This window comes from Geminocystis sp. (genome assembly GCF_041753295.1).
Classification (GTDB): domain Bacteria; phylum Cyanobacteriota; class Cyanobacteriia; order Cyanobacteriales; family Cyanobacteriaceae; genus Geminocystis.
This window is the reverse complement of the sequence record NZ_JBGSUU010000036.1, coordinates 58,652-76,984: the sequence shown is the minus strand read 5'-3', so window position 1 is coordinate 76,984 and position 18,333 is coordinate 58,652. Positions and strand designations below refer to the sequence as shown.

17 protein-coding genes are annotated in these 18,333 nt (G+C 30.6%); 8 read left to right on the top strand and 9 right to left on the bottom strand.

Translation table 11 applies throughout. From position 1 onward, the window contains the following. Positions 1-248: 248 nt before the first annotated feature. The gene (locus ACEW8E_RS03040) at positions 249-3,164 is read right to left on the bottom strand and encodes a DEAD/DEAH box helicase (RefSeq protein WP_373478859.1); all 2,916 of its coding nucleotides are present in this window, start codon (positions 3,162-3,164) and stop codon (positions 249-251) included. 319 nt (positions 3,165-3,483) lie between these two features. On the opposite strand from ACEW8E_RS03040, the gene ACEW8E_RS03035 reads away from it, so the two are divergent. Next, the gene (locus ACEW8E_RS03035; protein ID WP_373478858.1) at positions 3,484-3,930 is read left to right on the top strand and encodes an SRPBCC family protein; all 447 of its coding nucleotides are present in this window, start codon (positions 3,484-3,486) and stop codon (positions 3,928-3,930) included. A 60-nt stretch (positions 3,931-3,990) separates the two neighbouring features. After that, the gene (locus ACEW8E_RS03030; protein WP_373478857.1) at positions 3,991-4,263 is read left to right on the top strand and encodes a hypothetical protein; all 273 of its coding nucleotides are present in this window, start codon (positions 3,991-3,993) and stop codon (positions 4,261-4,263) included. Positions 4,264-4,284: 21 nt separating this feature from the next. On the opposite strand, the gene ACEW8E_RS03025 is transcribed toward ACEW8E_RS03030, so the two are convergent. From ACEW8E_RS03025 to ACEW8E_RS03015, 3 genes are read right to left on the bottom strand one after another with little or no spacing between them, the layout of a single operon-like run. Then, positions 4,285-4,605: a cupin domain-containing protein gene (locus ACEW8E_RS03025; protein ID WP_373478856.1), complete on the bottom strand. Its 321-nt coding sequence runs from the start codon at positions 4,603-4,605 to the stop codon at positions 4,285-4,287. A 12-nt stretch (positions 4,606-4,617) separates the two neighbouring features. Continuing rightward, positions 4,618-5,061, bottom strand: a complete 444-nt coding sequence (locus ACEW8E_RS03020) for a PPC domain-containing protein (protein ID WP_373478855.1) — start codon at positions 5,059-5,061, stop codon at positions 4,618-4,620. Positions 5,062-5,121: 60 nt separating this feature from the next. Next, positions 5,122-5,922, bottom strand: a complete 801-nt coding sequence (locus ACEW8E_RS03015) for a hypothetical protein (RefSeq protein ID WP_373478854.1) — start codon at positions 5,920-5,922, stop codon at positions 5,122-5,124. Positions 5,923-6,103: 181 nt separating this feature from the next. Here ACEW8E_RS03015 and ACEW8E_RS03010 point away from each other — a divergent pair, with 181 nt between their 5' ends. The 3 genes from ACEW8E_RS03010 (at position 6,104) to trpE (ending at position 9,097) form a co-directional block, all read left to right on the top strand. Further along, complete coding sequence (locus ACEW8E_RS03010; RefSeq protein WP_373478853.1) at positions 6,104-6,529, top strand: BlaI/MecI/CopY family transcriptional regulator; 426 nt, start codon at positions 6,104-6,106, stop codon at positions 6,527-6,529. A gap of 1 nt (position 6,530) precedes the next feature. After that, on the top strand, positions 6,531-7,379 hold the full coding sequence (locus ACEW8E_RS03005; RefSeq protein ID WP_373478852.1) for a M56 family metallopeptidase: 849 nt from the start codon (positions 6,531-6,533) through the stop codon (positions 7,377-7,379). A gap of 185 nt (positions 7,380-7,564) precedes the next feature. After that, positions 7,565-9,097 (top strand): anthranilate synthase component I, encoded by a 1,533-nt coding sequence (gene trpE / locus ACEW8E_RS03000; RefSeq protein WP_373478851.1) that lies wholly within the window; start codon positions 7,565-7,567, stop codon positions 9,095-9,097. Positions 9,098-9,236: 139 nt separating this feature from the next. On the opposite strand, the gene ACEW8E_RS02995 is transcribed toward trpE, so the two are convergent. Next, positions 9,237-9,941: a response regulator transcription factor gene (locus ACEW8E_RS02995; protein ID WP_373478850.1), complete on the bottom strand. Its 705-nt coding sequence runs from the start codon at positions 9,939-9,941 to the stop codon at positions 9,237-9,239. Positions 9,942-9,998: 57 nt separating this feature from the next. Here ACEW8E_RS02995 and hisG point away from each other — a divergent pair, with 57 nt between their 5' ends. Both hisG and ACEW8E_RS02985 read left to right on the top strand, forming a co-directional pair. Further along, positions 9,999-10,634, top strand: a complete 636-nt coding sequence (gene hisG / locus ACEW8E_RS02990; protein WP_373478849.1) for an ATP phosphoribosyltransferase — start codon at positions 9,999-10,001, stop codon at positions 10,632-10,634. Between the two features lie 13 nt (positions 10,635-10,647). After that, the gene (locus ACEW8E_RS02985; protein WP_373478848.1) at positions 10,648-12,249 is read left to right on the top strand and encodes a CocE/NonD family hydrolase; all 1,602 of its coding nucleotides are present in this window, start codon (positions 10,648-10,650) and stop codon (positions 12,247-12,249) included. Positions 12,250-12,446: 197 nt separating this feature from the next. On the opposite strand, the gene ACEW8E_RS02980 is transcribed toward ACEW8E_RS02985, so the two are convergent. The 4 genes from ACEW8E_RS02980 to ACEW8E_RS02965 all read right to left on the bottom strand — a co-directional run bounded on the left by ACEW8E_RS02980 (position 12,447) and on the right by ACEW8E_RS02965 (position 16,922). Further along, complete coding sequence (locus ACEW8E_RS02980; protein ID WP_373478847.1) at positions 12,447-14,483, bottom strand: thioredoxin domain-containing protein; 2,037 nt, start codon at positions 14,481-14,483, stop codon at positions 12,447-12,449. A 107-nt stretch (positions 14,484-14,590) separates the two neighbouring features. Then, a complete protein-coding gene (locus ACEW8E_RS02975) occupies positions 14,591-15,364 on the bottom strand; it encodes a nuclear transport factor 2 family protein (RefSeq protein WP_373478846.1) in 774 nt (257 codons plus the stop codon). Between the two features lie 87 nt (positions 15,365-15,451). Further along, positions 15,452-16,618, bottom strand: a complete 1,167-nt coding sequence (locus tag ACEW8E_RS02970) for a glycosyltransferase (RefSeq protein ID WP_373478845.1) — start codon at positions 16,616-16,618, stop codon at positions 15,452-15,454. A gap of 160 nt (positions 16,619-16,778) precedes the next feature. After that, entirely contained in the window at positions 16,779-16,922 is a 144-nt protein-coding gene (locus ACEW8E_RS02965; RefSeq protein WP_066345680.1) for a high light inducible protein, read from the bottom strand. A 221-nt stretch (positions 16,923-17,143) separates the two neighbouring features. Between ACEW8E_RS02965 and ACEW8E_RS02960 the strand changes: the two genes are divergently transcribed. Then, the gene (locus tag ACEW8E_RS02960; protein WP_373478844.1) at positions 17,144-18,265 is read left to right on the top strand and encodes a peptidylprolyl isomerase; all 1,122 of its coding nucleotides are present in this window, start codon (positions 17,144-17,146) and stop codon (positions 18,263-18,265) included. Positions 18,266-18,333: the final 68 nt, after the last annotated feature.

The window sequence follows — 18,333 nt, the reverse complement described above, 5'->3', positions numbered from 1 at the left end:
TTTAAAGATTTCGTAAAGAGAATAACATAAAAAGTAAGTAAAATTTCGTAGAGTACAAAAGATTATTTTGATACCATTGACTAACAAAGACGATAAGTAAAATTTTCTGTTTGATAATTTACAAAAATTTAAAAAAAACCAGTATTTTTAAGTATCAAACCTAAGTATTTAATCATTACTCAGATTTGACAAGAAAGAAAAAATTAGTAGCTTTCAACACATTCTCAAATTTCATCTTCCCAAAAACATTAAATAGGAAAACGTTTCATTTTTATAGCGGCTTCTTTTGCCGTTTTAATTAAATTAGTGCCTACTCCCGTCACTTGAGGTATTTGTACTAATACATCCACGGTGCGACGAAGAATACGCACAATATCCCCTTCATCAAGAGTTGTATTAGCCGAAATTTGTTCCCATGTTGCCCCTAAACACCACGCCTCGGACAAGCCAATCATATCACGTTCTAACCATACAGGCATAGAAATATCTTGACGAGTTTGAGCTTGATATAATCGCCGACGAATTTCCCATAATTCTTGTTCAGGATTATAGTTTATGTCCTCTATTTTTTGCAATCCCAAAGCGTCTAAAACTTCTGGAGAGGGTTGATAGCCTACCCATGTATCAAATCGTGGTGGTTCAGTAATTAAAGCAGTAATCACCGCAGCTAAATGATGAGGGTTAAGGAAATCAAGACGATGAGACATTAAAGCTAAACCTAACCAAAGTTCATTTTCTCCTCGAATAACAGCAGATGCTTCTCCTAATAGAGTGGGAGTAAATCCGTCTAAAGCGTCAAATTCTCGCAAAATTTCGATCAAAGCCATGAATTCCTGCCAATAATAAGAACTATTAGACTTATAACGCTGATATTGACTTTGAATTTTACTTAATTCTTGTTTTAGTAATTGCCGTTTACGATTATTTTTAAGTATTTGTGCAATTTTATCAACTTTATCTAAAGGATTTTCGTTAATCGCTTTTTCTACTTCCGCAATGCGTTGTTGTTGTAAGATAATTTCATCACTAGGAGGAGTATATTCTTGCTCATATTCCTTAATTAGTTGACTGAAGGCTAAAGTATTTTCATTACCATTACATAATATTCCCACCTTCACTTCTGTTACTTCAGGTAAATAGATTGATTCAATAATGTTACTTGGTATTGCACCAATATTAATATCTATAACATCATTAAAAGAGGCAATATACCAGTTATTATCTTTACCTAAACACAGTAAAAATTTTTGATTTCCGTTAGGAATATGAGCTAAAAATACGCCTTGAATATTATAAGGATTTTTTTTATTTTCCCTACTTAAATTTAAAATGCTCCCTGAAGGTAAATTTTCTAAATAAGGTGTAATGGCTCTTTGTCTTTGAGTTAGCCAGTTTTTTTGAAATAATTTCAAGATTTTTTTCTCTTGTTTTCGTCTTTCTTTTAATTTCTCATAATCGGCTAATTCTTTACTATTAAAATTAGCTAACATAACATCTAACTTAGTTAATTCTGTGGTATAAGATGCGATGGCTTCTTCTTGAGGAGAAAGTTGTAATTGTGCTAAATATTCAGCAAAACTTAACTCTAATAACTCTTTGGCTTCATCGATGGTATGTTTTTGTAATAAATTTAAAACCATGCCGTAACTAGGAGTGAACTGACTGCGTAAAGGTTCAGGAGGTGCTTTTGCTAGTTTAAACGCAATTAAAGCCCCTTCAAAGGGAGTTTGAACGGTAACGACGTATCCCACCTCATCCATGCCCCTACGTCCTGCTCTACCGGCAATTTGGAGGAATTCTGAGGGAGTTAATAAGCGATGTCCATCGTCACTTCTTTTTTTCAACGCCGAAATTACTGTTGTACGCGCAGGCATATTAATTCCAGCAGCAAGGGTAGCAGTAGCAAAAACAATTTTAACTAAACCTAATTCAAATAATCTTTCAACTAATTCTTTCCAAGCAGGTAAAATCCCAGCATGATGGGCCGCAATTCCTCTGGTTAAAGGTTCAATTTGACTACTTCTAACTAATTCACTATTATCAGCTAAAAATTTTAATAAACGTTCTTTAATTAGAGGTTTTTCCATTAAATAATCTACTAATTCTTCCCCCGATTGATCATAATTAGCAATAAAGGCGATAATCTTTTTATAGGCGATTTCATGCTCTTTTTTAGCAAATTCTACTATTTTATCCTGTAATTCAAAATTTTCAATCATGAGAAAATACAGTAAATAAAGTAATATTTTTCTACTTTCTTCTGGGGTAACTAAGTTAAAATAACTCAAAGATTCTACCGCTTGATCACATCCTCTACGACTAAAAATAATATAAATAGCAGGAAGCATATTTCTACTATTTAATTGTTGCACAATGGTTTTAATATTAGGACAATCTTGAGGGTTAAATTTACCTCTTTTATTAGTAGCTAAAACACTTTTTAACTGAGGATTTAACTTATTATTTCTTTCATTAAAGAGTGAATATAAACCTTTATTGTGACTAAAATAAAACTTTAATGGTACAGGTCGAAAATCAGAATTAACTAACTTACATTCGCTAATATTATTCTGTTGAAAATTCGCTTTGCGAACATTATTTATCCAACGACATAATTCTTCAGGGTTGCCAATGGTTGCCGATAATGCCACTAAATGAATATGAGGAGGACAATAAATTATAGATTCTTCCCATACCGTACCACGGCCGGGATCACTGATATAATGACATTCATCTAAAATTACAGATTGTACATCTCTTACGGAAGTACCCACTTCGCCGATAGGAGTACTATAAAGCATATTTCTAAATATTTCAGTCGTCATGACAATCACTGGAGCGGAAGGATTGATTAAAACATCCCCTGTAATTAAACCGACTTCTGCATATATTCCTGAATCAGGCAGTAAAGTTTGACCAAATTTTTGCTGAAAATCTCGAAATTTTTGGTTAGAAAGTGCTTTTAAAGGAGTTGTATAAAATACTCTTTTTCCTTGAGTTAAAGCGCGATAAATGGCATATTCTCCGATTAAGGTTTTACCTGATCCTGTAGGAGCTGTAACTACAACAGATTTATTTTGATCTAAATAGCCAATGGCTTCTTGTTGAAAATCATCTAAAATATAAGGAAAAATAGTCTTAAAATCTAGTTCAATGGGATTCATAGTTATTTATTAATCTGGGAAAAATACTGTAGAGAAATAATTTATAATTCAGATTTAAAACCATTTTTTCAAAGACAAAATAAGAAAATTTTATGGATTTTAATTCTTTTTTGATATACATAATTAGTTATTGTATATTATCCTAGATTAAGGACTTATTAACAATTTTACCGAATTTTTTGATCTATAGCAGATACAAGATCTTGTTATATCTTATCTTAAAGAGTATTTTTCCCCTTCGAGACTTTCATCATGAGTGGCTTGTTGTTATTATTAACTTATCTTAAAAAATTCAATATAATCTTAAAATATATTTCTGATGAGTAAGTGGTTAGAACATAGTGTACAAGTAGAAGTTGATACTCCTATTGATTTAGTTTGGAGTTTATGGTCTGATTTAGAACAAATGCCTCGTTGGATGAAATGGATTGAGTCCGTTAAGATTTTAGCAGACGATCCTGATTTATCTCGTTGGCAATTAGCTAGTGGTAGTTTCAAATTTACTTGGTTATCTCGCATTGTCAAGCTAGAAACTAATCAAATTATTCAATGGGAGTCCGTGGATGGACTTCCTAATCGTGGTGCAGTACGTTTTTATGATCGTCATGGTAGTAGTATTGTAAAACTAACTATTGCCTATGCTATACCCGGTATTTTAGGGCCATTAATGGATAATTTATTTTTAGGACAAATTGTCGAATCAACTATTCAAGCTGATTTAGATAGATTTAAAGTTTATGCTTCTCAAGTACAATTAAAATCTTGATTTTTTGTTACATTAAATAGTAGAACTCTAGCAAAATAATTCGAGGTTGAAATAATATTTATGAAACGTAATTTTAACATTCAATTTTTAAATGGTTTTGGTGGTTTATTAGGAAAATTAGCTATCTTACTCGGAAAATTTTTCCCTATTTATATTTTAATATTTATTGCTTATGGTGATAGCTTTTTACCTTCTCCTTTAAGTGATTTAAGTTATAATACCAGAACTAAAATTAATGAAGTTTTATTAGGTTCAGTTAATACTGATAAATTAAAAAATAACAAATACAATAACAAAAAAAATGACAAAGTTGTGGAAGATACTATGAAATAAATAGTAACTTTTAAAACATAATTAATCATAAATATGTATAGCTAACCAAATACAGAAAGGATCTTTAGAAGTTTTAATTACTTGATGAGGAGTATTTGCACTTATAAAAAGATAATCTCCTGATGTTAAATCATAGATTTTTTCCCCTACTTGTAAACGAGCTTTTCCTTGTAATAAAATTACCCATTCATCTTGAATTTGATTATAAATAATATTATCAGGTTGATCACTACTAATAATTCTTTCTATAACAACATTTTTACAACGTAATATTTCTTTAAAATCTTCTCCTTTTTCCAAAGAAAATATCTCAGTAAAAATATTTTTAAAATTATTATTCATCGCAAAAAAAAATTATGGTTTAATGGGTTGTAAACGACTCACTTTTAAGGTGAAATTACCGCCTTCTGTAATCCCAAAAGCCTTAACTCTGATAATATATTTACCACTTTCGGTAATTCGAGTAAACAAAAGAGAATTACTTTCACTATCACTTCCATCATCATTTTCCGCTATAGTTGCACCATTTTCTGATATTAAAACCACAAGACTATCAAAATCATCAGAAATTAAATCAATAGCAATTTGATTATCTTTTTCTAAATTAATGAAATAATCTTTGGCAAAACCACCTTCTCCTGTTGGTATATCATCTTTAGTTAGTTTATCTGTAATTAGTTGATTTTCTTCTATAGGAATTGGATTATATATTTTCGATTGTGCGAAAACAGGATAACTTAAACTAGGAGGAATAATCAGTAAACAAAAATAACAAAAAACAAGATTAATTTTATTCATTATTGACAAAATTTAAAGTTTTATTTATGGTTATAGAAAAATTATAAGTCATTTATTAGTTTAAAAATCCCAGTCTTCTTCTTCCTCTTCTAAATCGTCATAATTATTATCAACTTTTTCATCATAAGCAGGAGAAATAACCCGATAAGGGGCATCATAAATCCCTTTTTTATTACGATTATTTGATATTTTTATTTGAGAATTATTTATTTCTGTAGGTGGTTCAGAATTAGGGATAATTTCCGTTTTTTCTTTTGGTTTATAAGAATAAGGAGAAGCCTCACGAGTTTTTATCATAGCTTCTGATGGCGGTTTTGATGATACAGGAATAAATTGTTTTTCTGGTGGTATTTCTTCAGATACAGATGTTTCTATTTTATTTTCTTTTTCTAAATTTATTGACTCATTTTCTTCTAAAAATTCTTGATTATTTTCTGTAATTAATTCCTCCTCAAAATCAAAGTCAAAATCTGGATCATAAACTTCATTTATAGGGGGTGGAGAAATTGGTTTTTCTTCTAATTCAGGTTCTGATTTTGGTTGATTAATAAAAGGTTTTTCTGGTTCAGGTTTTGGTTGATTAATAAAAGGTTTTTCTGGAGTTGAAGGAGGATAATTATAAGGATCATCGGAGGAAAAAGGCTGATTATATTTTTGTTTAGTAGTGGGATTATTCGCTAAAATTTGGATAATTAAACTAGACAAAATTCCAGCACATAATGACAAAATAAACCATAGTGATAAAGGCAAAATAGGAGATTTAAAACCTAAAAAAACTAAGGTAATAGGTTGTAAATTTTGAAAATAAAATAAAACAATTATTATAATAGTTATTAAAAAAAATAACGCTTTTAATCCCATACTTAGTTATGCCTCTTGAATAGTAAATAGTTATTAATTATTTTCTCTAGTGTAAACTTTTTCACCTAATAAGATAGTGTATGTTTAGTTTTTTTATGGTAAGATAAATTTGATATTTCACTTTTAAATTCAATGTGAAACTCACACAATAATAAATTCAATTTTAGTTTCATTAAGATTCATGTCTTTTTTACCAAAATATCGACCAGAAAAATTATCATTAGGGTTTTTAGAACAAGAAATATTAGAAATTATTTGGGATTTAGGTTCAGCTAGTGCTAAAGATGTTCATGAAAAAATTTTAGCAGATCCTGAGCGAGAATTAGCCTACGCTTCTGTGATGACGGTTTTACAACGATTAACCAAAAAAGGTTGGATACAATACGTTAAAAAAAGTCGTGCTTTCTATTGGTATCCTCTCATCTCGAAAGATCAAGCACAAGCTATTAAATCCTACGAACAATTAAATAATTTTTTAGCAGTTAGTAACGCTGATGTAGTTGCTTCTTTCGCTGATAGTCTCGATACTGCTAGTGTACAACAAATTCAAGATATTGCTGATCGTCTAGCTCAAATTCGTAAAAATAGAGAAGAAAAAAATAATTAAAATGCACTTTATCTTCATTATAACGGCTTTATTTATTGCTTATAGTATTCGATTAATTAGTCAATTAAAAGTAATAAATTATCAAAAAAAATGGGGTTTATCTTTATTTTTATTTGCCTTTCCTCCTTTACTTTTATTTATGACTTGTATTACTGTATTAATGATGGGTTATCATGGTGAAATGTGGGGAATAAAAGCTAGTAAATTTAGTTATTATTTAGCGGTATCTTTTCTAATTTTTGCTATCTTTAGCCTTATTAAAATCAGTTGGGATCTTTATAAATTAACTCATCTTGTCCAAAAATATCCTTTACAAATTATTAATGGAAAACAGATCAAAATTTTACAAACTTCTTTTCCTTATGCTGCTCAAGTTGGTTTTTATTCATCACAATTAGTAATAAGTACTGGATTAATAAAATTACTATCTCAAGAACATTTAGAAGCCGTAATAGCCCATGAATCAGCCCATGAAATCCACAAAGATCCTTTCTTTTTCTTTTGGCTATCATACTTAGAAAGACTAACATTTTGGCTACCAAATAACGAAAATTTATGGAATAATTTACTACTTTTAAGGGAATTAAGAGCAGATTATACCGCCGCCAAAACTGTTGATTATTTACTCATAGCAGAAGCATTATTAAAGGTAACAAACGCTGCTTTAAAACAACCAAAAAAATTGACTTTTGACCTAGAATGCCCTTTTCTTAATTATCGTTTACAAGAAAGAATTGAAACTTTATTAGATAATTCTAACTTTTCTCCTAAATTAAATTTGTGGCAGATAATGTGGTTAATTTTAGTCTTTATTCCTTGGATATTTTTCCCTTTTCATAATCCCTGCTAAAGAGAATTAATAATATTGATTAAATTAAATTAAAATATAAAATATTGTCAACATTGATCTAACGTAAAACTATCAAAAAGTTAAACAGATTTACCATAATTATTTTTCTTTGATGATGTACTTTTTTTTAAGGTCATTGTAGGGTAAAATTAGTCTATTAAATTAAATTACTTTGTTTGGTAATCATGATCTTTCCTGATTTCCCCGAATTTTCGGCTTTAACTTCAAAAGGAAATTTTATTCCTATTTATCGTGAATTAGTCGCAGACTTAGAAACCCCTGTCTCAGCATGGTACAAAGTTTGTGCAGATCAACCCTACAGTTTTTTATTAGAGTCCGTAGAAGGGGGAGAAAATCTTGGTAGATATAGCTTTTTAGGTTGTGATCCCGTTTGGATATTAGAAGCTAGAGGTAATCAAACTAAACAAATTGATCGTCATGGACAAGAAAAAAAATTCACTGGTAATCCTTTTGATGTCATTAACCATTGTTTAGAATCCATTAAACCCGTAAATTTACCTGAGTTACCAGCAGGTATTGGCGGTTTATTTGGTTATTGGGGTTATGAATTAATTTCTTGGATTGAACCAAAAGTAACAATTTATCCCCCCCTTGAAGGAGATTTACCTGATGGCGTTTGGATGCAATTAGATAATTTACTCATTTTTGATCAAGTTAAACGGAAAATTTGGGCCATCGCCTATGCAGATTTAAGACAAACAGATTTAACTTTAGAAGAAATTTATCAACAGGCTTGTGACAAGATTACAAAATTAGTAGTTAAATTACAACTACCTTTACCTGCGTTAGCCAAACCCTTAGAATTTAATGCTGTTGACCATAATCAAGATTCGGGAAATAGTCAATATACAAGCAATACTACCAAAGAAAAATTTTGTGCTAATGTCGAAAAAGCGAAAGAATATATTAAAGCAGGAGACATCTTTCAAGTAGTTATTTCTCAAAAGTTACAAGCTAGTTATCATGGCAATCCATTTGAGTTATATAGATCTCTAAGATTGATAAATCCGTCCCCTTACATGGCTTATTATAGTTTTAATGGTTGGCAAATAATCGGATCATCTCCAGAAGTGATGGTAAAAGCCACAAAAACTGATGACGGAAAAACTAAAGCAACATTACGTCCTATAGCTGGAACACGCCCTAGAGGTAAAGATTATCAAGAAGATCAAGCCCTAGCACAAGATTTATTAAATGATCCCAAAGAAATAGCCGAACACGTCATGTTAGTGGATTTAGGCAGAAATGATTTAGGTAGAGTTTGCGTTAAAGGAAGCGTCAATGTTGATGAATTAATGGTAATTGAACGTTATTCTCATGTCATGCACATCGTCAGTAATGTGGTTGGGGAATTATCCCCAGATTATTGTGCTTGGGATTTATTAAAAGCTGCATTTCCAGCTGGTACAGTTAGCGGTGCTCCAAAAATTCGAGCAATGGAAATTATTAATGAATTAGAATCTGAAAGAAGAGGCCCTTATTCTGGAGTTTATGGCTATTATGATTTTGAAGGTCAACTCAATACCGCTATAACTATTCGTACCATGATTGTGGAAAATATTGACGGCACAGAAAATCACCGAGTTTATGTTCAAGCTGGGGCTGGATTAGTAGCCGATTCCGAACCAGAAAAAGAATATCAAGAAACTTTAAATAAGGCAAAAGGTTTATTAGAGGCTATTCGTAGTTTAAGTTAAGGAAATTTTTACCTTTGAGTTTAAGTGAGATCTTGCATCAGATCAACTTATTTAATAAGCAAAAGTCAAAAAATCAATTTTAGGGAGGTTTCAGGTTTTATTCCTTTTTCCTTTGCCCTTTGCCCTTTACCCTTGGGATTTAGGGACAAAAACCAAACCAATAACCTTTACCGTAAAGAGTATGAATTAAAATAGGCTCATTTTCTGTTTCTATTTTACGTCGCAGTAAACGAACCATAGCCGCTACAACATTACTACTGGGTGCTTCTTCTTGTGACCAAAGATATTCAAAAATTTGTTCTTGAGTTACTAATTCATTGATATGTAAGCTAAAAAACTGTAATAATTTTATTTCTTTTTCTGATAATTTAATTAATCTACCGTTACGATAAGCTATTTGATTATCAATTTCTAATTCTAGGTCAATAACTTTTAATTTCTGGCTATTTTGCTGATTTTTTGATTCTAAACTCACAGATCGTCTTAATAACGCTCTCACTCTCGCTAATAGTTCTCTTAACTCAAAAGGTTTAATTAAATAGTCATCTGCACCAGCATCTAATCCTAACACTCTATCATCAAGGGTATCTTTTGCCGTGAGAAATAATACGGGCGTACTGGCAAATATGGGATCAGAATGCGATCGCAAATATTGACAAATTTCTAAACCACTTTTTTGCGGTAACATCCAATCAAGAATCAGTAAATTATACTGACATTCTAAGGCTAATTTTAAGCCTGTATCACCTTCATGACAAATTGTTACATGATAACCCTCTTGAGTGAGAATATGACGTAAACTTTGTGCTAATTCGATTTCATCTTCTAGTAATAATATCTTCATTGACAGAATCTACCTTTAACTGATAATTAATAAATAACTTTAAAAATACTCATAATTATGTTAACTATCGCACTACCAAAAGGCGCGTTATTAAAAGATAGTATCGAACTTTGTCAAAAAGTAGGTCTTGATTTTAGTTTATTTCTTTCCTCTAGCAACCGTCAACTACAAATTGAAGATTCTCAAGGATTAGCCAAAGCATTGTTAGTCAGAGCTCAAGACGTACCAGTATATGTGGAATACGGTCAAGCACATTTAGGGGTTGTTGGTTATGATGTTTTAAAAGAAAAAAAAGCCAATATCGCTAATGTTGCTAATTTAGGTTTTGGTTATTGTCGAATGTCTGTAGCTGTACCAGAGAATAGTCCTTATCGTAGTTCTATAGAATTACCAGCTCATGGTATCGTTGCTTCTAAATTTGTTAATTGTGCTAAAGAGTATTTTCGCACTCTTGATTTACCAGTGGAAATTGTACCTCTTTATGGTTCAATCGAATTAGGACCTATTACAGGAATGTCAGAAGCTATCGTAGATTTGGTTTCTACGGGAAAAACTTTACGAGAAAATGGCTTAATTGAAATTGATGTTTTATTTGAAAGTAGTGCTTATTTAGTGGCTAATCCTTTAACTTATCGTCTCAACACCTATAACCTTAACCATTGGGTAAAAAAACTAATTGAAAAAGTTAATTAAAGAAACTACATTTATGTTAACCCGTGACGGGGTTAAGTTAACTGCTGATATTTATCGCCCTGTCACTAATGAAAAACTACCAGTATTGTTGATGAGGCAACCCTACGGAAAAGCCATCGCTTCCACGGTAGTTTATGCACATCCAAAATGGTATGCCTGTCAAGGTTATATTGTGGTTATTCAAGATGTTAGGGGTAGAGGGGAGTCTGAAGGGGAATTTAGCCTCTTTGACTCGGAAATTGAAGACGGTTACGATACTCTTCATTGGGTGGCAAATCTTAAAGGATGTAATGGCAAAATCGGAATGTATGGATTTTCCTATCAAGGCATGACTCAATTATATTGCGCTATTAGTCAACATCCTGCCTTAAAAACTATTTGTCCTGCTATGATTGCCTATGATTTATACTCTGATTGGGCTTATGAAAATGATGCTTTTTGTTATGAGTTAAATTTGGCATGGGCGATACAATTAGCGGCTGAAACTGCAAGATTAAAAGGTGATTTTAAGGCTTATCAAATTCTTTATTTAGCTAGTCGTAATTTACCCTTACATGACATTCCTATTATTTTAGAAGAAGTTTTAAGAAAATATTGTCCTAGTAATTTTTACTATCAATGGTTATCTCATCCTAAAAGTAGCGATTATTGGCGTAATTTATCTCCAAAAACTTATTTTAATGATGTTAATTTACCTATGCTTCATATTGGCGGTTGGTTTGATACTTATTTACGAGGTACTTTAAATTTGTATCAAGAAATGACTAAAAAAAGCTCCTTTCAACAAAGTTTAATTATTGGTGCTTGGAGTCATCTTCCCTGGGGTAATACTTTAGGTGATCGCCATTATACCCAAGAGGCAAATAATAATATTAATGAGTTGCAAATACATTGGTTTAATAAATATTTAAAAGGTATTGAAACTAATAATTTATCTTTAAATAATATTCAATTATTCCAAATGGGTAGTAATAAATGGATTAATGTTGATAACTATCAAAGCAATAAACAAATTATATTTTACTTAAAAAGTACTGGTTTAGCTAATATTAAAGATGATGATGGTAAATTAACTATTAATAATTATCAAAATATTGAACCTCAAGAAGATATAATTATTCATGATTTTTGGCGATCACCTTCAAGTTTAGGATCTCATGCTAGTATCTTAGCAGGAAGTTTTGAAAGAAGTAAATTAGATAATCGTAGCGATGTTATTACCTATACATCAGATATTTTAACAGAAGATTTAGAAATAATTGGGGATGTAGAATTAATAGTTTATGCTAATGCAGATAACGAAAGTTTTGATTTATCTGCCGTAATTTCTCAAGTTTTTCCTGATGGAAAAGTTTATAATTTCAGTCAAGGATATATAAAAGTTATGGAAAATAAACCTGAAAAACCAATTAATTTAAAATTACAATCCACTTGTATAAACATAGAAAAAAATACCAGCATTAGATTAAGTATTAGTTGTGCCAATTTCCCAGCTTATTCCATAAACTATGGTAAAATTAAACCTGAATTATCCCATTTAACTCCCATAACCATAAGTATTTTTTCTGGAAACCTTACCCCTTCTCAACTTATTCTTAATATCTCGAAAAATTAATCATCAATCTCTAAAAATCTTTTGAATAAAATAAAAAAATAACTTGCACATTTTCTTTTTTTTTGTTATAATTAAAGTATAAGAATAACAGCCACCTTTTCTTGACCCGTTGCGGTCGGGGAGGGATGGCTGTTGCGTATTTTTATGGGTTAAATTAGGGGTTAGAAGGTGAAAATTATCACAATTAATTAATTTTGCTACTTACTTAGTTGATTTAATAGTTGAGTTATATCTGTTGCTGGTTCAAAACATGACATTTTATCACAAACAATACCAACACTATTAACAGGTAAATGAGGAGTTATTTTATAGGTAGTAACAGGTAAATATTTTTGCTGTAATTGTTGTTTAATTTCTGGGGTAGTTTTGACACTTTTACCATGAAAATACCAGTTTAATGCACTAAATAAACTTGGACAACTAACAGAGGATTTTTCCATGATTTCCTGAAAAAGTTTTAAGGTTTTTTCTGCTTTTTCTAAATACTCTAAATTGTCTGTTAATAAACTCAAACGTACTAAATTAGCGATGGCTATACCATTAGGGGAAGGAGTCGCATTATCAAGATAACTTTTTTCTCTAATTAATAAGTCAGCAATATTATCTTGTGCATTATTATAATAACCGCCTTTGTCATTATCATAGCAATAGAGATCAAATTCTTGTTGTACTTTAATAGCATTGTTTAAATAAAATTCACTATGAGAGGGAGAATTTTCTGCTAAATCTAATAAAGCCTTAAGGAAAAAACTATAATCTTCAGCTTGGGCTAAGATACTAATATCACCATCATAATTAAGACGATATAAACGATTATTTTTCCATTGATGATTAAGAATAAAATTAGTCGCTTTTTCTGCTAAATTTAAGTACTCCTCATTGCCAAAAACTCCATAACATCTAGCTAAACCTGAAATCATTAAACTATTCCATGCTAGAATCATTTTTGTGTCAGTAACTGGAGGAATACGTCCTGCCCAATTAATACTTTTAGCTTCTTCATTATTTTTAGCAGGGTTAAATTGATTTAAACTAGATGATTTTTCACCGTAACGAATAGTAAATAATTTTTCTAAAGCATTTTTAACATTATCATTAATAGATTTATCTGGGTGTTTTTGCAATACATTTTTACCTTCAAAATTACCTATTTCAGTAATCATAAATGTATCAATAATATCTATTAATTCTTCAGAAGAAAGAATTGTTTTTAAATCTAAATAATGCCAGATATAAAAATCCCCTTCTTCAGGTTCAATGTCATTAATGTTAGTAAAATTATCAGCATCTTGAGAAGCATAAAAATAACCTTGATTACTTGTCATTTCTCGTTTTAACCAATTTAAAGTACCTTCACAAGCAATTTTAAATTGAGGATTTTTTTCTTCATTACTACTCCATAAATTAGCCAAAAATTCGATAATTAAACCATTATCATAAAGCATTTTTTCAAAATGAGGGACTGTCCATGTAGCATCGACAGTATAACGATGAAAACCACCGCCAACATGATCATAAATACCACCGTTGGCTAAGTCTATACCTCTTTGAGTGGCTAAGGAATGATTTTGAACATCAATAATACTACTTTGTAACGTAATATTAGCATAAGGAATCATGGGAAAACGAGGGGAATTATAGTCATTTCTGGCAATGATTTTGCTGATATTTTCGATACCTTGATTCAACAATGTTAAAGTTAACTCAGAATCATCGGAAGGAGAAGTTACCCCATTATTTTGTAAATTCTTGAAAATTTCGGTTTTTAACGCCTCCAAATTATCTTTTTTCTGATGATAAAAGTCGTTGATAGATTCGAGAATTTGTTTAAAGCCAACTCTTCCGTAACTTGGTTGTATAGGGAAGTAAGTCCCACCATAAAAAGGAATTAAATCATCAGGTGACAAAAATATATTTAATGGCCATCCTCCTTGACCAGTCATCATCTGCAAGGCTATCATATATATACTATCAAGATCAGGTCGTTCTTCTCGATCTACTTTAATGGCGATAAAATGTTCATTTAAGTAATCAGCGATGGTAGAATCAGAAAAAGCCTCACCTTCCATAACAGTACACCAATGGCAGCTAGAATAACCAATAGAAAGAAAAATAGGTTTATCGTGAGTTTTAGCTTTGTTTAAGGCTTCTTCTCCCCAAGAATACCAATTAATGGGATTATTTGCGTGTTTACGGAGATATAAACTTTGAGTATTAAGTAAATTATTTGCCATAGAATATTTGATGAGGAATTACCACCTCAGTTATTGATTAATAGGGAATGTTTCATCATATTTTTTTTATAGCTATCAGCAATCAAATAGCCTTACATTTATGATATTTAGCCATCGATATTGACTCGTTGAGTAATCATTCTTAAACCATCCGCACGAATTAAGATAACAGAGTACCAATGATCTTCAGGGGTTAAAGGTAATTTAACTCGTTTAAAAATACCTCCAGCCGATAAAGTGTCTAATTCCAAACTAGAAGGTTTTAGATATAAAGAAGAATCAATTTTTTCCTCTAAAGCTGCACCTAAAATTAAGTCAGAACCGACAGGATCTTGTAAAATAACATCAAAGTCAAATTCTTGTCCCGGTTTTGCTTTTTTAGGTAAATTAAAGGTAACAACGGGAGGTTTTTCTCCTGAAGTAATCTCATTTTTTTCCTCTAAAATATTGTATTTTATCAGTTGATTATTAACAAAATATTGTTCTGCTTTTATCTCAGAATTTAGGGTAAATTTTTGATTATTAATTATATAGCTACCTTCAATATTAGTAACAGTTGTAGCTACTAATTCATTGTTATTTTGTGTCCAAGATTCTATCTTCGTGGTGTATTTTAAGTTATCATATTTTGACCAAAATTTTTCTAAAGATGAGATAAATTTTTCATAGTTTAAACCATCACTATTAGTAAAGGAAGGAGAAATATTTTCCTTTGTGGATTTTAAATTTTTATTATTAGCAGCTAAATCTATTTTATTTACTAATTCTAAAAGTTCTTTTGGTGTATTATTATTTGATTGAGCTAAAGCAATATTTAATTTAGTAGCGGTAAAAGACAAACTTAAAAGTACTAAAAATAAAAAATTAAAAGTTTTTTTCATGGTTTAATCAGAGAAAATAATTATTTGATTTATATTTTACTAACATTTTGCGGTAATTATAGAATTTATCTAAATTGATAATAAGACTTAATTCTTTACACCTAATTGATAAACTCTTCCTTTCCATTTTCCTCCTTTTCCTTGCCAATATCTTACCGCAGAATCTATGGTCATAAAACTATATAATAAAGCAATAATCGGTAAAATCAAGGAATAAAAGAAGGGTAATTGATAAAATTTAACCGTAGGAAAATAACTTAACGTCATTAAAAATAAAGTAATAATTGACAATAAAATTAGTAATAAATTAGCCGTAAATAAACCGAAAAATAAAGTAAAAAATGGAACAAAATAAGTAATAAACATTCCTAAAATTGTGCCAATTAATAACCATAAAGAATAATTTAATTGAGTAAAAGCAGTACGAGCAACCATGTCCCAAATGGGGGTTAAACTATGATAAGATCTTAAGCTGGTGGTAGTGTCACTTAAACCTAGCCAAATGCCATGATTAATGGGTAAAGTTTTTTTCACTAAACTAGCTAAAGTACAATCATCAATTAAAGCCTCTTTCAATGACTCAATACCACCGATTCTAGTTAAAGCAGATTCCCGAATTAAAATACAACCACCTGCGGCCGCCGCTATTTTTTCATGGGGATTATTAACTAGAGAAAAAGGATATAATTTTTGAAAAAAGAAAATAAAAGCAGGAATTAATAATTTTTCCCAGAAACTTTCACACCGTAATTTAACCATTAAAGAAACTAAATCAAGGTTATTTTTTTCTGCCTTTGCTAATAATTGATTTAAGTTATTTGTCGAGTGTTTTATATCGCCATCAGTGAAAAGAAAATAATCATTTTTTAAGTGTTGTTTTGCCCAAGCAACTCCTTGAGACATCGCCCATAATTTACCACTCCAACCAGTAGGTAAATTCTCCCCTTTTATAATTATTAATTGATTTTCTTTACCTTTTTTGACTGCTATTTTTTCCGCTATTTCCGCAGTCTTATCTTGACTTTGATCATCAACTAAAATAATATTGAAAATGCCTTGATAATTTTGATTAAATAATGATTCAACACAAATAGATATACTTTCAGCCTCATTTCTAGCAGGAATAATTACGGTAACTTGTGGTTGATTTTCTAAAGATAAATTCTCTAAATATTGATTACATAACCAAAAATTTCCCCTAAAAAGTATTAAATAAATCCAAATTATTAAGGATAAAGTAATAATAATTGACATTAATAAACACCATAAAAAACAATGTCTTAATATTTTACTTTTAAAAGGATTTTTTTTCTCATCTTTACAAAAAAAAGAAGGGACTTTGTAGTCCCCTTGATGGTTAAATTACTTAATTCAACCCGTTATATTTAATTATCGAGTAATATTGTTTTACTGATTACATTAAGCCTAATTGAGCTAAAATGCCTTTTCCAGTTAATAATTCGGTAGCAATTCCGATTACAAATCCCAACATTGCTAAACGACCATTCCAGTTTTCAGCAAAGGGGGTAAAACCGGCTTTAGATTCTTTGTTTTCCATGATGAGTCTCCTGATAATATTAAAATTGCGTTTGTGTCAATCAATCTATAACAAGGTTAACATAAATTTTCAAAGTTGGCAACAAAACTTTACATTAATTGTAAAAAGAATCAAAAATGCCTGAAAACAAGGTTTAACTGCATCATCTCAACATAAAAACCTAACTTTTTTGTGAAATAATAAGCTATGAAAGATTAAAAAAAAAACTACAAGACATAACAATGAGACTTAATCCGTGGAAACGTATATTAAAAGTAACTATTACAACAATCTTAGTTTTTGCAGTAATGATAGTATTTAATCCATCAGGGTTACAAACTGCTCAAGCGCAAACCGTCAAAAGAACAAGTATTCTTGCCCAAGGAGACGCTATCACTGATCCTGAAGCGATTTTAAGATATGCTTTACCTATAGATAATGATATTATCAGACAAGTTCAACAGGATATTGAGAAAATAGCCAAAAATTTACGCTCAAAACGATGGGCATTAATACAAAAAGAAGTGAGAAATGCAGCTTTTGTGTTAAGACTTCATTTTGATGATCTTGTTACCAGTGTACCAGAACAGCTACAACCTAAAGCAAAAGAATTACTTACTTCCATCACCGAAGATGTAGCAAAATTGCAGGAATTAGTGGAAAAAGAAGATAGAGAACAAATTTCACTGGTTAGAGCCAGAATTTTAGATAATATCACCGAACTAGAAGAAGATATGGTAACAGGTTATCCCTTTACTGTACCTGAAGAATATGCTAATTTACCGCAATTATTAGGTAGAGCAAAAGTAGAGGTAGAAACTACTCAAGGAAATTTAGTTATCGTTGTGGATGGTTATAGCGCACCCGTGACTGGTGGTAATTTTGTTGACTTAGTAGAGCGTCAATTTTATGATGGTTTACCCTTTAATCGTGCCGAGGATTATTATGTATTGCAAACAGGAGACCCAGAAGGAAAAGAAGAGGGTTTTATTGATCCAAAAACCAATGAGTACAGATCTATTCCTTTAGAAATACTGGTTAAAGGAGAAGATAAGCCTATTTATGGTTTAACCACAGAAGATGTTGGAATGTATTTAGCACAACCAGTCTTACCCTTTAATGCTTTTGGTGCAGTGGCTTTAGCTCGTCCTACTACTGACGCTAATGGTGGTTCATCTCAATTTTTCTTCTTCAAGTTTGATACAGAAGTAACTCCTCCCGGATATAACTTAATGGATGGAAGATTTGCTATTTTTGGTTATGTAACTGAAGGTGAGGAAGTTTTAAATAAATTAACGGCAGAAGACAAAATTATCTCCATGAAAGTAATTGAAGGGAAAGAAAATTTAATACAACCTAGTTAATAGTTAATAATTAATAGTTAATAATTAATAGTTAAATTTCTTTCTCTATTCTTGAATTTGTGAAAGAA

Coding starts and splice junctions, on each gene's coding strand:
- ACEW8E_RS03040 (WP_373478859.1), bottom strand. CDS start 3,164: ATGAATCCCATTGAACTAGATTTTAAGACTATTTTTCCTTATATTTTA.
- ACEW8E_RS03035 (WP_373478858.1), top strand. CDS start 3,484: ATGAGTAAGTGGTTAGAACATAGTGTACAAGTAGAAGTTGATACTCCT.
- ACEW8E_RS03030 (WP_373478857.1), top strand. CDS start 3,991: ATGAAACGTAATTTTAACATTCAATTTTTAAATGGTTTTGGTGGTTTA.
- ACEW8E_RS03025 (WP_373478856.1), bottom strand. CDS start 4,605: ATGAATAATAATTTTAAAAATATTTTTACTGAGATATTTTCTTTGGAA.
- ACEW8E_RS03020 (WP_373478855.1), bottom strand. CDS start 5,061: ATGAATAAAATTAATCTTGTTTTTTGTTATTTTTGTTTACTGATTATT.
- ACEW8E_RS03015 (WP_373478854.1), bottom strand. CDS start 5,922: ATGGGATTAAAAGCGTTATTTTTTTTAATAACTATTATAATAATTGTT.
- ACEW8E_RS03010 (WP_373478853.1), top strand. CDS start 6,104: ATGTCTTTTTTACCAAAATATCGACCAGAAAAATTATCATTAGGGTTT.
- ACEW8E_RS03005 (WP_373478852.1), top strand. CDS start 6,531: ATGCACTTTATCTTCATTATAACGGCTTTATTTATTGCTTATAGTATT.
- trpE (WP_373478851.1), top strand. CDS start 7,565: ATGATCTTTCCTGATTTCCCCGAATTTTCGGCTTTAACTTCAAAAGGA.
- ACEW8E_RS02995 (WP_373478850.1), bottom strand. CDS start 9,941: ATGAAGATATTATTACTAGAAGATGAAATCGAATTAGCACAAAGTTTA.
- hisG (WP_373478849.1), top strand. CDS start 9,999: ATGTTAACTATCGCACTACCAAAAGGCGCGTTATTAAAAGATAGTATC.
- ACEW8E_RS02985 (WP_373478848.1), top strand. CDS start 10,648: ATGTTAACCCGTGACGGGGTTAAGTTAACTGCTGATATTTATCGCCCT.
- ACEW8E_RS02980 (WP_373478847.1), bottom strand. CDS start 14,483: ATGGCAAATAATTTACTTAATACTCAAAGTTTATATCTCCGTAAACAC.
- ACEW8E_RS02975 (WP_373478846.1), bottom strand. CDS start 15,364: ATGAAAAAAACTTTTAATTTTTTATTTTTAGTACTTTTAAGTTTGTCT.
- ACEW8E_RS02970 (WP_373478845.1), bottom strand. CDS start 16,618: ATGTCAATTATTATTACTTTATCCTTAATAATTTGGATTTATTTAATA.
- ACEW8E_RS02965 (WP_066345680.1), bottom strand. CDS start 16,922: ATGGAAAACAAAGAATCTAAAGCCGGTTTTACCCCCTTTGCTGAAAAC.
- ACEW8E_RS02960 (WP_373478844.1), top strand. CDS start 17,144: ATGAGACTTAATCCGTGGAAACGTATATTAAAAGTAACTATTACAACA.